The 14,789-nt window shown below is 69.6% G+C and carries 12 protein-coding genes and 1 pseudogene; 11 read left to right on the forward strand and 2 right to left on the reverse strand.

Going from position 1 to position 14,789, the window contains the following annotated elements; all coding sequences use genetic code 11:
* The first annotated feature begins 352 nt into the window (after positions 1–352).
* Entirely contained in the window at positions 353–1,117 is a 765-nt protein-coding gene (locus IEY87_RS39390; RefSeq protein WP_189143973.1) for a hypothetical protein, read from the forward strand.
* A gap of 138 nt (positions 1,118–1,255) precedes the next feature.
* Positions 1,256–1,617: pseudogene (locus tag IEY87_RS39395) on the forward strand (helix-turn-helix domain-containing protein); the annotation flags it as partial.
* Between the two features lie 27 nt (positions 1,618–1,644).
* On the opposite strand, the gene IEY87_RS39400 reads toward IEY87_RS39395, so the two are convergent.
* Complete coding sequence (locus IEY87_RS39400) at positions 1,645–2,766, reverse strand: hypothetical protein (RefSeq protein WP_225277640.1); 1,122 nt, start codon at positions 2,764–2,766, stop codon at positions 1,645–1,647.
* Between the two features lie 273 nt (positions 2,767–3,039).
* Between IEY87_RS39400 and IEY87_RS39405 the strand changes: the two genes are divergently transcribed.
* Together IEY87_RS39405 and IEY87_RS39410 are read left to right on the forward strand one after the other, a co-directional pair.
* Positions 3,040–4,086, forward strand: a complete 1,047-nt coding sequence (locus tag IEY87_RS39405; RefSeq protein ID WP_189143975.1) for a sulfite oxidase — start codon at positions 3,040–3,042, stop codon at positions 4,084–4,086.
* 145 nt (positions 4,087–4,231) lie between these two features.
* Entirely contained in the window at positions 4,232–5,851 is a 1,620-nt protein-coding gene (locus tag IEY87_RS39410) for a wax ester/triacylglycerol synthase family O-acyltransferase (protein ID WP_189143976.1), read from the forward strand.
* 139 nt (positions 5,852–5,990) lie between these two features.
* Here the strand turns inward: IEY87_RS39410 and IEY87_RS39415 are convergent, their stop codons facing one another.
* Positions 5,991–7,013, reverse strand: coding sequence for a polyprenyl synthetase family protein (locus tag IEY87_RS39415; RefSeq protein ID WP_189143977.1), 1,023 nt, complete (start codon positions 7,011–7,013; stop codon positions 5,991–5,993).
* A 129-nt stretch (positions 7,014–7,142) separates the two neighbouring features.
* Here IEY87_RS39415 and IEY87_RS39420 point away from each other — a divergent pair, with 129 nt between their 5' ends.
* From IEY87_RS39420 to IEY87_RS39450, 7 genes are all read left to right on the forward strand, one after another.
* Entirely contained in the window at positions 7,143–8,486 is a 1,344-nt protein-coding gene (locus IEY87_RS39420) for a cytochrome P450 (protein WP_189143978.1), read from the forward strand.
* On the forward strand, positions 8,483–9,346 hold the full coding sequence (locus IEY87_RS39425) for a terpene synthase family protein (protein ID WP_189143979.1): 864 nt from the start codon (positions 8,483–8,485) through the stop codon (positions 9,344–9,346). Before IEY87_RS39420 ends, IEY87_RS39425 begins: the two co-directional genes overlap by 4 nt.
* A gap of 2 nt (positions 9,347–9,348) precedes the next feature.
* Entirely contained in the window at positions 9,349–10,866 is a 1,518-nt protein-coding gene (locus IEY87_RS39430) for a prenyltransferase/squalene oxidase repeat-containing protein (RefSeq protein WP_189143980.1), read from the forward strand.
* A gap of 209 nt (positions 10,867–11,075) precedes the next feature.
* On the forward strand, positions 11,076–13,388 hold the full coding sequence (locus IEY87_RS39435; RefSeq protein ID WP_225277611.1) for a sensor histidine kinase: 2,313 nt from the start codon (positions 11,076–11,078) through the stop codon (positions 13,386–13,388).
* Positions 13,385–13,789: a roadblock/LC7 domain-containing protein gene (locus IEY87_RS39440; RefSeq protein ID WP_189143982.1), complete on the forward strand. Its 405-nt coding sequence runs from the start codon at positions 13,385–13,387 to the stop codon at positions 13,787–13,789. Before IEY87_RS39435 ends, IEY87_RS39440 begins: the two co-directional genes overlap by 4 nt.
* Positions 13,786–14,175, forward strand: coding sequence for a DUF742 domain-containing protein (locus IEY87_RS39445; RefSeq protein WP_225277612.1), 390 nt, complete (start codon positions 13,786–13,788; stop codon positions 14,173–14,175). The genes IEY87_RS39440 and IEY87_RS39445 overlap by 4 nt, the downstream gene beginning before the upstream one ends.
* Complete coding sequence (locus IEY87_RS39450) at positions 14,156–14,743, forward strand: GTP-binding protein (RefSeq protein ID WP_189143983.1); 588 nt, start codon at positions 14,156–14,158, stop codon at positions 14,741–14,743. The genes IEY87_RS39445 and IEY87_RS39450 overlap by 20 nt, the downstream gene beginning before the upstream one ends.
* Positions 14,744–14,789 lie beyond the last annotated feature (46 nt).

Consider the following 14,789-nt stretch of genomic DNA (forward strand, 5'->3'; position numbering starts at 1 on the left):
TACGTGTCCGACGCGCTTCGCCGGTGACATCCGAGCCGTCAAGCGGCCCGAGTGTTCCGCAGTGTCAGACTCACCGATACGCCAACGACCTCACCTCACAGGGCCGTCACCGGGCGGCCCTCCCACCAGGTGAACCATGATCAGTGCTCCCGCCCCGCACCGAGCCACCACTGACCGTCGCGCGGGAGCACGACCGGCTGCCCAAGGCGTACCGCCGACCGGGCCGATAGCGCCAAGCCGCGATGGTGCCCACCTTTCGGCCGAAGAGCCCACCGGCACCAAGACCGCCTACGACGCCATCGGTGCGAGAGAATCTCACAGCAACGACGGACACACCACGGAGGGCTGCGGCATGCAGGCGACGCGTGGGAGATCGAAGTTCCGCAAGATCTGGACGCGGAGCCTCGCCGGCCTGGCCGCCTTACTCATCGCCGGTGCGGCAGGAGTCGTCCTGGCCTACCCGTCCGTCGCGGCGACCACCTGCCCGGGCTGCTACGGGTTGACGGAGTTGCAACCCGGCGTCTACACCGAGCAGGGCCTGTCCGGCGAGCAGCGAGCGTGGGTGAGCCAGGTGGTCGAGACCGCGCGACAACGGGTCAGCGGCTTCTACGGCGGCCGGTCCGGCTCTCCCAAGCTGCTCGTATGCCTGACCGAGGAGTGTTATCAGCACATCGGCGGCGGAAAGGAGCGTGGGATCGCGGTGCTCAACCGATCGGTGATGCTCTCACCGCGCGGCCTCGACCCGGTGATCGCCTCGCACGAACTGTCTCATGTGGAATTACACCAGCGCCTCAGCGGAGGGGCGGATGTCCCACAGTGGTTCGACGAGGGCCTGGCGGTGGTGGTCTCGAACGACCCCCGCTACCTCGCCCCCGAGTCCGCCCCTGACCGCTGCCTGACGGATCCCACCGGGCCGCTGCCCGTCACGCTGGGCGAATGGCTCCACGCCGCAGGCCAGGACCCAGGCACCTACGCCAAGTCCGCGTGCCAGGTGAGCCGCTGGCTCCGGCAGAACGGCGGGCGAGCAGCCCTCCACACCTTGATCAAAAGCCTCGGCAACGGCGGCGCGTTCACGGCTCTGGTGAAGGTCGCACCACAGGACCAGCCGACAGGCTGACCGCAACCCTACGGAGGTTCGCGTTCCGGCCGTCGTGGTGGGTCATCGTGACCACCTCCGGCATCCAACCCGGACCTGCCGAGGAGCAGGTGACAAAGCGCTTTCGGAAACTGCAAAAGGGTGGGCATAGTCGGGCGCATGAGTGACGAGTTCGACGCCGTGCTCGGCGCGGTCGGCCGCGACTGCGCGCATGGCGTCATCGCAGTGGAGTTTCCCTGACCACGCTGTCGGAGACCACCGGCATCTCGGTCAGCACCCTCTCCCGTCTGGAGTCCGGCCTCCGCAAACCGGGCCTGGAGCTGCTGCTCCCCCTGTCCCGCAACCCCAGCGGGCTGCAGGCGTTCAAACAGATCCTCCCGGCCGGCCCGGACGATCTCCAGCCCGATCCCCGCTCGCACGAGGGATACCACTGGCTGTACGTCCTCAACGGGCGACTACGCCTGGTGCTCGGCGACCAGGACCTCGTCCTCGTCGCGGGCCAGGTCGCCGAGTTCGACACCCACCAGAGCGGGATGGTGTCCTCCTCCCTACCAGTCTCGGACGGATTCCACTCCAGAGATGAGGCTGCCGCGAGCGTTTTCGACGCTAGGGCCGTGGAGCGCTTCGGCTTCGTTCATGATGTGGTCAAGGGCCTCGAAGAGTTCTTCGCGTTCGACGGTTTCGATGAAGCCCGATCGCTGGTCAAGCTGGTTGAATGCCTCTCCGTAGAAGCGCCCGATCTCTTCCATCCGGGCCGGTCGGGTGTCGGCGGGCTCTTCGGCGAACGCCTCGATGACCGCCCTCCTCGTCGTCCTGTATTGAGCGACGGCCCTCTTGTACGTGGTGGCACTGATCTGTTCGCGGCCGTCCCAGTCGCGCAGCGGATTGTTCCGGTTCTCCTCGACCCATTCAGGCTTGCGGGCCCGGTGGATGGAGACAAAGGTGCCTGCGGGGATCTCGGGATGCCAGGTCTTGCGCATCACCGAGGCGTAACCAGCCGGGATGCCGTAGAGGTCCACCGATTCCAGCTCTGACACTCGAAGCGGCTTGAGGCAGTCCTCTTTGGTCATCCCCAACAGGTCGACGATGCTGATCCGCTGGAGAGAGATGAGTTGGCACAGGTCGTCCGCATGGGAGAGCAGTCCGAGGCGTCCGGACAGATGAAGCCGCGTCAACGCGGGGAAACGCTGGACCAGCTGGGCACAGTCGAGGGAGTCGATGTCCCTGATCGTCAGATGCATGACCTCTGAACGTGGCGCGGCCGGCCGGCTGAGCAGTTCGTTGACCTTCTCGCCGGTGCACTCCACCTTCCACGGCACGACCGGGTCCTCGTGGACGCCTCGGTCCCACCGTCGTTGTCGAGCGAGCTGGTCGCCCAGATGCCATCCGGAGGCCCAGCTGTTCGCCGGTCCGCCGTGGAGCAGCCGGGTCGCTCCGATGACCTTGTGACTGCGCGGGAGGACCCATTCGTGGTTGCAGAACGACAGCGTCCCGTTCCATGAATGATGGGTGAGCTTGAGAGGTGCGACGTCACCGAGGTCGGCGACGGACGATGGCTCGGGCCCGGACCAGTCCAGCTCGAGCACCGCTGCCGTCTGTGAATCGGCGTTGAGCCGGACGACCTGCGCGGCCGTCCACTCCCCTAGATCCACCGAGTGGGCGGCCACCACGTCGCCGACCGCGAGTGGCCTTGGGGGTGTGACCTGCTTGCGACGCGACATGGCGTGATCTTAGTCATCGAGGATGAACGGACAGCACCCTGGTGAGGCTGTTCATGAACAGCCACCGACCCAGCCGGACGACCGTTCCATCCGGCATGTTTCCGGGTATGTCATGAAATGACGCGTTCCGGAAGGTTCCGGGATCGTCGAAGGCGCATCAAGAGACGTGGAAGGATTAGATGGTTTACAGGTAGGAAATAGAGAGCTTGGGAGGTGGCCGCCGTGAAGCAGGCGCTGGAGACCATCGTGAAGCCGCTGCCGGAGCACCTGTTCGTGCGGCACGACGGCAATGCCGAGATGCGCTGGGAGAGCATGGCCGGCCAGGGCTACCACACCCCCACCGACCGGTTCTTCGTCCGCAACCACACCTCCACTCCCCTGATCGACGCAACCGGGTGGCGGCTGCGGGTGCACGGCGACGGTGTACGCCGGCCGGACGTGTTCGACTACGAGCGACTGCTGTCCATGCCTTCACGGACCATCGACGCGGCCATCGAGTGCGCCGGGAACGGCCGCCGGTTCTACGGATCACAGCAGGGCGACCCGGCGCCGGGAGCGCAGTGGGGGCTGGGGGCGATCGGGGTCGCGCGCTGGCGCGGGGTGCCGCTGCGGGACCTCCTGCGAGAGGCCGGCGTACGCGAAAACGCCGTGGACGTGGTGGCCCACGGGCTCGACGCGCCCTTCGAGGGGTACGGCCGCATCCGCAGACCGCTGCCCGTCGGCAAGGCGATGGACGACGTCCTGGTGGCCTACGAAATGAACGGGGAGCCACTTCTCCCCGACCATGGATTTCCGGCGCGACTGGTGGTGCCCGGCTGGGCGGGAATCGCGTCCATCAAGTGGCTCGGGGAAATTGAAGTTTGTACGACTCCCGCTTTCACGCCGTGGAACACCGTGTTTTACCGGGATGTCGCCGAGCAACCGGTGAAGAGCGCATTCGAGCTCCCCTGGAACGCCGCACTGTCCGCCGGCGAGCCCCACGTGCTGCGCGGCAGATCGTGGTCGGGGCACGGGCGGATCGTACGGGTGGAGGTCAGCTTCGACGGCGGCGCCGGCTGGCACGAGGCGGAGCACCATGGCCCGCACCTGGTCAGCGCCTGGTTGCCGTGGCACGTCTGGTGGGTGCCCGAGCGGCCGGGCGCGCAGGTGCTCCTGGCCAGAGCGACCGACGAGACCGGGGCCACGCAGCCCCTCACCATGCCCCGGCATCCGTTCGGCTATCACTTCGACGCTGTCGTACAACACCCCGTTCACGTGGTGCGTGGTTAGAGAAATGTCACGGATAGCGGCTGAGCTGCGTAATCCATGAACCGGGTGCGCGCGGTACTCGAATTCATCTGAGAGACTCGCGCGGAAACGTTCTGGTAATCCATACATGTGATGGTGAACACACCCGGCGAATAGGGGAGAGCAGATGCGCCAGCTGTCCGCGCTCGACGCGCAGTTCCTGAACGCCGAGTCCGAGACCACGGCCGCGCATGTCGCGGGGCTGGCGATTCTCGACCCGGCCGGTGGCAGCATCAGCCGGCAGTCGCTCGCCGATCTTCTGCTCGAACGCCGCCACCTCTCGCCGGCGCTGAGTCTCCGCCTCGTCCAGGTGCCTCTCGGGCTGGACCGGCCCTACTGGGCGCACGATCCGGACTTCGATCTGGAGCACCACCTGTTCGAGCAGACCCTGCCCGCGCCCGGCGGCATGGGGCAACTCGCCGACGCGGTGGCCGAGATCCACGCCCGGCGGCTCGACCGCGCGCACCCGCTGTGGGAGATGCACCTCATCCACGGACTGGCCGACGGCACGGTGGCCGTCTACACCAAGGTGCACCACGCGGCCATCGACGGCGTCTCCGGCGCGGAAACGCTCGCCACCCTCCTCGACCTCGCCCCCGGCCGCCCCGACCTCCTCAAGACCCCCGCAAGCCCCGAAACCCCCGACGACGTCCGTGACGGAGCCGATGGGCGACACGCGGATGCCAGGACCGACGCGGATGCCAAGACCAACGGGGAAGCCAAGATCGACGCGAATGCTGGGACCGACGGGGATGCCAGGAGCGACGAGGCGAGCCGGGGCGAGCTGGGTGACACGGGGGCGCCGAGCTTTCTGGAGATGCTCTCCGGGGCCGCCGTGCAGGCCGCGACCCAGCCCGTACGCACGCTGCGCTCCATGATCCGGATGGCCGGGGAACTGGACGCGATTCCCCTGGCCGCCAGGGTGCCCGGCGCGCGGCTGATCGCCGAGGCGGCCCGGGTGGCGGGCGGCGATCTGGAGCCGCGGCCCGAGCCGCCCAGCCTGGCGGTGCCGCGCACGCCGTTCAACGGCCCCATCAGCGCCGAGCGGCGCCTCGCCTTCGGTTCGGTGTCGTACAAGGACGTCCGGAACGTGGCCAAGGCCAACGATGTCCGCGTCAACGACGTGATCATGGCGGTGTGCGCGTCGGCGCTACGGTCGTGGCTGCTGGAGCGGGACGCGCTGCCGGCGGAGCCGCTGATCGTGGCCGTCCCGGTCGCGGTCCGTACGGCCGCCGCCAGCGCGCGGGCCGGCAACCAGATCTCAGCGCTGGTCACCACGCTGCCCACGCAGGTCGTCGGCGCGAGAGAGCGGCTGCGGGTGACCGGGGAGACGATGAGCGCGGCGAAACGGCGTTTCGCGATGGCGCGCACCAGGTGGCTGGACGAGCTGTGCACGTTGCTGCCCGCTCCGGTCGCCGGTCTGGTGACGCCGGCGGCCTTCCGGCTCGCCTCGGTGGCGTGCCCGCCGATCAACCTGATCATCAGCAACGTGCCCGGCCCGCAGTTCCCGCTGTTCCTGTGCGGCGGGCGGGTCCTGTCGTACTACCCGATGTCGGTGCTGTCCGACGTCAGCGGCGGGGTGAACATCACCTGCCTGTCGTACGACGGCATGATCGACTTCGGCATCGTGGCCTGCCCGGAGCGGATGGACGACGTGTGGGGCCTGCTCGGCCATCTGAGGACGGCGCTGGACGACCTGCTGGACGATCGGGTGGGCGACGAGTTCCGCGACGTCGCGGGAGGCTGACGGTCAGCGGATACGGTCGATCAGAGCGCCCCAACGGTCAGCGGATACGGTCGGTCAGGGCGCCGTGACCGTCAGCGGACGCGGTCGATCAGAGCGCCGTAACGGTCAGCGAATGCGGTCGATCAGAGCGCCGTAACGGTCAGCGAATGCGGTCGATCAAAGCGCCGCACACGTCGCGGAGGGCGGTGTCGCCGGGCAGGAACTCCGCCATCATCTTCATGGCGCCCCGGGCCCGGCGGGCCGACAGGTCCAGCGCCGCCTGCCGGCCGCCGGCCTCCTCGACGAGACGCGCGGCCTGTCGTACGGCTTCCTCGTCCGTGGCGGCCGCGCCGACCACGACGGCCAGCTCGCGGGCGGCCGTACCTCCCGCGGACAGGGCCGCGATGATCGGCAGGGTCTTCTTGCCGCGGCGCAGGTCGCCGTGGACGGGCTTGCCGGTGATGGCCGGATCACCCCAGATGCCGAGGATGTCGTCATAGATCTGGAAGGCGACACCGAACTCACGGCCCATCTCCCAGGCTCGCTCGGCCAGCTCGGGCGCGCCGCCGAGCGCCACGCCGGTCGCGGCGGCCGCGCCCAGCAGGCTGCCGGTCTTGCCCGCGGCCATCTCCTCGTACTCCTGGACGGTGACCTCGCCGGGTCCGCTCCACGGACGGTTTTCGAAGGCCAGGTCGAGGGTCTGCCCCTGGACGAGCTCCACCAGTGCCCTGGACAGGTACGCCATGGGGACGCCGGTGCCGGCCAGGCGGTCGACCGCCAGCGCCAGCATGGCGTCGCCGGCCAGCAGGGCCGGGCCCGCGCCGTAGGCCCGCCACAGCGTCTGCCGGTGCCTGCGCCGCTCGTCGAGGTCCATGATGTCGTCGTGCACCAGTGAGAACGCGTGCACCAGCTCCACGGCGACGGCTCCCGGCAGCGCCGATTCGGGCGGCGCGCCGACGGCCTCGGCGGACAGCATGGCGATGGCCGGCCGCAGGTGCTTGCCGCCGTCTCCGGCGAACGGCCGGCCGTCCACATCCGACCAGCCGAGCGCGAACCCGGCCATCCTCGCCCCCGACGGATGCAGCACCGAGACCGCTTCGCGAAGGGCGGGCTCAAGCAGGCGCCGGCAGCGAGCGATCGCCTCCGCACCCGCCTGGACGGCGTCAGGACGGCTGGCATTCATGGCGCGCTCCTACTCAATGCGATCTTGAACTGCATGCACGATCATGTAATACTCCATCTAGCTTTGACTTTCGTCAGCTTATGTCCGTTATGTGAGACAAATGGCTGGACCTGAGAAGGAGACACGCATATGGCGGCCACCGTCGCCTCCGTCAAGACCCTCCCCTTTCTCAGCAGGCTGACGAGGCACTGGCGCGTCCCGGTCAACGCTCTGGAGGAGGCCGGCGCGCAGGCGGACGGCGAGCTCGTCCGGCTGAGCATGGGACCGTTTCGCCCCTACCTGGTGACCCACCCCGACCACGTCCAGCACGTGCTGACGACCAACCAGCCGAACTTCGTCCGCGAAGGCATGTTCTGGGATCCGCTGGCCCCGCTCGTCGGGCAGGGCATCCTGTCCGACGGCGACAACTGGGCGGAGAGCAGGCGGATCCTGCAGCCGCTCTTCACCGCCAGGTACGTCAACTCGCTGGCCGAGCGCATGGCGGAGAGCATCGACAGGTCGATCGACGAGGTCATCGTGCCGGGACCGCCCCTCGACATCGCCAAGACGATGTCCGCGATCGTGCACCCGATGATCGTCCGGCTGTTCTTCGGCGAGAAGATCTCCGTGGCCGACATGAACCGGCTGGGACCGGCCTACGACGTCGCCGTCACCGCCAACGCCATCCGGCACCTGCTGCCCTTCGTGCCGGACCGCGTGCCGTTACCGGGAGATCGAGCCTTCAGACGAGCGATCAGGACCGTCGACGAGGTCATCTACCGGCGCATCGAGCAGGTCAGGACGCAGGAGCAGGACGGCGACGACGTCGTCTCGCGACTGTGCCAGGCCCGCAGGGACGACGCCGGGCCCGACGGCGACCGGCGGATCAGGGACGACATGGTGGCCATGCACGGCCCCTCCACCGACACCACGACCACGGTGCTGACCTGGGTCTGGCCCGCACTGCACGCCCATCCCGAGGCCGCCGCCCGCGTGTACGAGGAAGTGGAGCGGGTGGTCGGCGACGCCCCGGTCAGCGTCTCCCATCTGCCGGATCTGACGTACCTGCGGATGTTCGTCAGTGAGGTGCTGCGCCTGTATCCGCCCGCCTGGATGCTGCCCCGCAAGGCCCTCGCCACGGACGTCGTCGGCGGAGTCACGATCGAGGCCGGCTCCACCGTCATCCTCAGCCCGTACCTGACGCAGCGACTGCCGCAGTTCTGGGACCGGCCGCTGACGTTCGACCCCGAGCGGTTCGCGCCGGGGAACGAGTCCGGGCGGCACCGCTACGCCTTCCTGCCGTTCATCGCGGGACCGCACGTCTGTCTCGGTCAGGCCCTGTTCATGATGGAGGCTCCCTTGCTGATCGCCGGAATCCTCAGGAGGTTCAGGCCCGTGGTCCACAGCGACGGCCCGGTCTCCCCCCAGCTCGCCTCATCCCTGCGGCCACCCGCGGGGCTGACGATGGCTCTCTACCCGATACGACGACCGTGACGACGCCGGCCGAGCTGTTCGCGGACGGGCGAACGTGCGCCCTGGCCGTGGCCGGCGCCCGCGATCTGGCCCGCGGCGCGGCCGCGCACCCCGGGCTGTTCCCCGAGAAGTCCTTCGACGGCGGGCTCTACTTCTCCCTGGCGCTGGCCGGCGCGTTCGGCTCACCGTGGGCCACCGCCGACGCCCTGCGGGCGGTCAACCGCGCCTCACTGCTGGTGTTCGCCGTGGACCGGCTCATCGACGAGGAGGCCACCGCCAGGGAGGAGGTCGCCGCGCTGGTGACCGAGTGCCTGGCCGTGGCGGGCGGCGGCGCCCCAGTCTCCCCCGCCGGCGCTTTCCTCGCGGAGCTGCGCGGCGAGCTGGCCGGCACGGCCGGTTTCCCCGGGCTGGAGCCGGCCTGGCGGGCTCAACTGGAGCGCATGCTCACCGCCATGGCCCGCGAATGGGAGTGGAGCCGGGCCGAGGCGCCGACGCCGGAACGGTATCTGGCCAACGCCGACAGTTGCGGGGCCGGCTTCATCAGCGTCTCGCACTGGATCTACACCGGCCTGGCCACCGGCCCCGGCGATTTGGACCGGCTGCGTCCGGCGGGCGACACGGTGCAGCGCTATCTCCGGCTGCTCAACGACCTGGCCACGCACCACAGGGAGAGGAGCTTCGGCGACCTCAACGCCTTCACCCTGGGCATGACCCGCGACGAGGTGACCACCCGGCTGGCGGAGCTGTCCCGCGAGGCCGCCGACCTGATCGAACCACTGAGGAACGTCCATCCCCGCGCCGCCGCGTATCTCTGGTGGCAGATCCACTACAGCGCCGGCTTCTACGAGCTGACTGACTTCTGGGCGGACACACAGTGGTGATCATGAACTTTTCCCAGCAGGCCGGAACCTTGGTCGACGAACTCATGGCACGGCCCTGGGGCCAGGTGTCCGCATCGGTGTACGAGACGGGGCGCTTGGTCACCCTCGCCCCCTGGCTGGCCGGCCACGGCGAGAGAGTGGCCTTCCTGCTGGCCCAGCAGCGCGACGACGGCTCCTGGGGCGCTCCCGACGGCTACGGCCTGGTGCCCACGCTGAGCGCCACGGAGGCCCTGCTCAGTGCGGGCGAGCGGGACCCCGCCCTCGTCCCGGTGGCGCGGTCCGGGCTGCGGGCCCTGCGCCACCTGCTCCAGCAGAAGCCCGACCTGCCCGACACCCCGGCGATCGACCTGATCGTGCCGGCCCTCGTCGAGCTGATCAACGCACACGGTCACGGTGAGCCGCTGGCGGCGCCCGGCATGGACACCACCCGCCTCGATCGGGTCAAGCGGCTGCTGTCCTCAGGCCAGGAGCCGCCGCAGAAGGTGCTGCACGTCCTGGAGGTCGCGGGCACGGACGCGGCCCGCGCCGGCGACGTCCGGCCCGCGCCGCTCGGCACCGTCGGCGCCTCCCCGGCGGCGACGGCCACCTGGCTGGCCGGGTTCGCCTCGGCCGACGCGGCGCGGGCCGATCCGGCCGACACGGCGCTGACCGATTCGGCCGCCGCCGCCCGGCAGCACCTGGAGGCGGTGGCCGCGCGCAGCGGCGGACCCGTCCCCGTCGGGCTGCCCATCACCGTCTTCGAGCGCGGCTGGGTGCTGAGCTGGCTGGTCAGGGCCGGCGTGCCGGTACGGGTGCCGGCCGAGATGATCGCCGATCTGCGGACCGCCATCCGCCCCCAGGGGACGCCCGCGGGAGCCGGCCTGCCGGCCGACGCGGACACCACCAGCGTCGCGCTCTACGCGCTGGCCCTGCTCGGCGTGCCCTGCGACCCCTCGTCCCTGATGATGTTCGACACGGGCGCCCACTTCTGCACCTGGCAGGGCGAGGACGGCGTCTCGGTCAGTGTGAACGCCCACGTGCTGGACGCGCTCGGGCAGTATGTGCGCGCCAGGCCGCCGGCGCAGGCGGCGTACGGGCCGGTGATGGCGCGCGTGGCGAGCTGGCTGGCCGCGAAGCAGCGGGCCGACGGAAGCTGGGAGGATCGATGGCACGCCTCCCCCTTCTACGCCACACTCAGCTGTGTGCTGGCGCTCGGCGATTTCGGCGGGCCCCGGCACACCGGCTCGGTCCACCGGGCCAGGGAATGGGTGCTGGCCACCCAGCGGGACGACGGATCATGGGGGCGCTGGGCAGGTGGGCCGGAGGAGACCGCCTACGCCATGCAGATCCTCCTGCTCTCCGGCCCGGACTCGGATGAACGGTGCCTGAAAGCCGCGTGGCGCGGATACGAATTTCTCCGGGAAGATCCCTTATCAGATTATGCTCCGCTTTGGCATGACAAAGACCTTTACTCCCCGACGGCAATCGTACGGGCAGCCATCCTAGCCGCTCTTTACGTAGCAAAGACCTCAAAAGGATGATTACACAGGAAACTGGGACATAGCGTCTCGATGGCGTCCATTCGCGTTGAGAGAGCTACGCTGCGTTGCTAAGGTGACCCGGGTGTCTGAATCTTGGGTTGCTCATCTTTCCGTCTTGACAAGGCAGGCTGACTACCCTGCTTTCTTCAGGGGTGGGCTCGATGCGCTTCCGTAACGCCAGTGTCCGGTCAAAGGTCACTGCACTAATCGTGTCGCTCGCGCTCCTGTGGGCTTTCGCCGCCTGGGTGACGCTCCGGGAGGGCATCAACATGCTCTGGGCCGCGACCATCAACAGCAGTGTGGTGGAGCCCAGCGAGCCCCTGCTCGTCGAGTTGCAGCGGGAGCGCCGACTGACCGTCGCCAGCCTCGGTAGCCGTTTGCGGCCGACCGGCGCGGCGCTGCGCCAGCAGCGCGCGCGGACGGACGCGGCGCACGCCGCGTTCGCGAGCTCCATCAGCGGCACCGCGGTGCGATTCGGCGCCGACGACCTGCTGGAGGAGCGCGTGGCGGCCGTCGAGAGCCGGCTGACCGGCCTCAAGGCCATCAGGAAGGCGATCGACACGGGCGTCACGCAGCCCTCCCAGGCGACGGCCCCTTACAACGCCGTCATCGACGACTTCTACCGCATGTACGACTCCGTCGCCGCGTTCGACGACAAGGAGATCGCCAAGGACGGCCGGACGCTGGCCGAGATGCACCACTCGCGGGAGTTCCTCGCCCGCGAGGACGCCATCATGGCCGGTGTCTTCGCCCGGGACGGCTTCACCGAGCAGGAGCACGCCGACTTCGTGGCGGCCACCGGGGTCTTCCGCCAGACCCTGTCCGAGGCCATGTCCAAGCTGCCGGACGTGGACAAGCCGCACTACGACGCCTGGGCGAAGAGCCCGGCCGCCACCCGGCTGCGGAGCATGGAGGAGCGACTCATCCGGCATCGGGTGGGCGCGGACGTGCTGCCCGTCAGCGGCGAGGATTGGCGCAAGACCACCGAGGCGACCCTCGCCGACCTGCACACCGTGACGGTCTCGGCCGGAGACCGGCTGCTGGAGCGGATCACGCCCGTCGCCGTCGGCGTCATCGTCCGGCTCGTGCTGGCCGGCGGTCTCGGCCTGCTCGCCGTCATCGCCTCGATCGTGCTCTCCATCACCACGACCAGGCAGCTGCTCGCCCAGCTGAAGAAGCTGCGGGACGCCGCCCATGAGCTGTCCGACGAGCGGCTGCCCGGGGTGGTGGAGCGGATCGGCCGCGGCGAGGTGGTCGACGTCAGCCGGGAGGTGCCCGACCTCGACTTCGGCGACGACGAGATCGGTCAGGTCGGGCAGGCGTTCAACACCGTCCAGCGGACCGCCATCGGCGTCGCCGCCGAGCAGGCCGAGCTGCGGCGCGGCATCCGCGACATCCTGCTCAGCCTGGCGCGCCGGACGCAGGGCCTGGTGCACCGGCAGCTCACCGTGCTGGACGTGATGGAGCGGCAGGAGACCGACCCCGAGGAGCTGAAGCAGCTCTTCCGCCTGGACCACCTGGCCATCCGCATGCGCCGCAACGCCGAGAACCTCATCGTGCTGTCCGGCTCCTCCCCCGCCCGCACCTGGCGCCGTTCGGTGCCCATGGTCGACGTGGTCCGCGGCGCGCTGGCCGAGGTGGAGGACTACACCCGGGTGACGCTCATGCCGATGGGCGAGGTGGTGCTCGTCGGCCGCGCCGTCGGTGACGTGATCCACCTGCTGGCCGAGCTGATCGAGAACGCCGTCTCCTTCTCGCCCCCCTACACCAACGTGCGCGTCAGCGGCCAGCTCGTGGCCAACGGCTATGTCATCGAAATCGAGGACCAAGGGCTCGGCATGAAGCCCGAGGACCTGGAGGCGGCCAACGAGCGCATCGCCGACCCACCGGAGTTCCGCATCAGCGGCACCGCCCGGCTGGGCCTCTACGTGGTCAGCCAGCTGGCCGATCGCCACGACGTCAAGGTGGTGCTCAAGCACTCGCCCTACGGCGGCACCACCGTCGTGGTGCTGCTGCCGCAGGAGCTCGTGGAGGTGGACGCCGGGCCCGACCCGGCCGACACGGACGCCACGCCACGCCTGCCCCGCAGGTCGCCCACGTCGGCGACGGCCGCGTCGGCCACGGCCACGGCGGCCCGCCCGGCCACCGAGCGTCCGGTGGCCCAGCGCCCGGTGAACGAAGGCAACGTCCGCGCGCTGAAGGTGGCCGGCCCTTCGCGGCCGCCGCAGCAGCCTGAGCCCGACCTGCCCCAGCCGATCGAGAAGGGGGCGGCCACGGAGCCCCAGCCAGAGGCACCCTCGGTGTTCACCCCGGGAGGGCTGCCGCTGCGGGTGCCGCAGGCCAACCTGGCCGCGGCCCTGCGGGACGAAGGCCCGCCCACCACTCCAGATCTTGAGGATGACGATGACGAGCGCTCGCCGGAGGAGATCCGGGCGATGATGGGATCCCTGCAGTCCGGCACCCGGCTCGGCAGGACCGAGGCGGCCAGGCTCATGGAAGAACAGTCGGGAGGCGACACGTGACACCAGGTGCCGGCACAGACCTCAACTGGCTCCTCGATGATCTGATCGGCCGCGTCAAGGAGGCCGAGCACGCGATCGTGCTGTCCTCCGACGGGCTGCTCATGGCTTCCTCCGCCGCGCTGCAGCGGACCGACGGCGAGCACCTGTCGGCGGTGGCCTCCGGGCTGCAGAGCCTGGCCAAGGGCGTCTCCGAGCATGTGGGCGGCGGCCCGGTCAAGCAGACCGTGGTGGAGTGGAGATCGCGGTTCCTCATCGTGACCGTGGCGGGCGAGCGGGCCTGCCTTGCGGTGCTCTGCGCGCAGGGCGCCGACATCGGCCTGGTCGCCTACGAGATGGCCATGCTCGTGGCCCGCGTCGGCCAGTATCTGACCTCGGGGACCCGCGCCGGGGCAGAGCGGTGAACGGGGATTACAGATCCTCGGGCGAGCCGAGCGGGGAGCACTGGATCGATCCGGAGATCATCCGGCCCTATGTGGTGACGCGGGGCCGGACCGCGCCCGTGCACGGCAGGTTCAACCTGATCTCGATGGCCCTGGCCGTGGGGCCGCCGCCTGGCCCGGACGCCGGGCTCGACCCGGAGCACCACTCGATCCTGCGGCTCTGCCGGGAGCCCAAGTCCGTGGCGGAGATCGCCGCACACCTCAACCTGCCCGCGGGCACCATCCGCGTACTCCTCGGCGACCTGTTCGACAGGGAGCTCGTCTCGGCCCAGGAGCCGCAATCCGAAATGGACATGCGTGACATGAAGATGTACAGGGCGGTGCTCGATGGCCTTCGATCGCTCTAGCCGGCCGCGCCTGCCGACGGCGATCAAGATTCTTGTCGCCGGCGGGTTCGGCGCGGGCAAGACCACGATGGTCGGCGCGGTCTCGGAGACCAGACCGCTGCGCACCGAGGAGGTGCTCACCGAGCGCGGCATCGGCATCGACGACCTGTCCAGCGTCGAGGCCAAGCGGACGACCACGGTGGCGATGGACTTCGGCCGCATCACGATCGGCGACGAATACGTCCTCTACCTGTTCGGCACGCCGGGCCAGGAGCGGTTCTGGTTCGTCTGGGACGAGCTGGCCGAGGGCTCGCTCGGCGCGGTCATCCTGGCCGACACCCGCCGCCTGGCCGACTGCTTTCCTTCGGTCGACTACTTCGAGCGGCGCGGCACCCCGTTCGTGGTCGCGGTCAACTGCTTCGAGGGCTCCGAGACGTTCGAGCTCGCGGAGGTACGGCTGGCGCTGCAGCTCAAGCCGTCGATCCCGATCATCATGTGTGACGCCAGGAAGCGTGACTCCAGCCGGGAGGTGCTCATCTCGCTGGTGAAGCACTCGGCGAAGCTCCGCGCGGAGCCAGTGGGCTCCTGATCAACTGACCGAGCACGTGGAAAGGGCCCGGCACGGCGTGCAGTCC

Origin of the sequence: Nonomuraea glycinis, assembly GCF_014646515.1 — a bacterium.
Classification (GTDB): domain Bacteria; phylum Actinomycetota; class Actinomycetes; order Streptosporangiales; family Streptosporangiaceae; genus Nonomuraea; species Nonomuraea glycinis.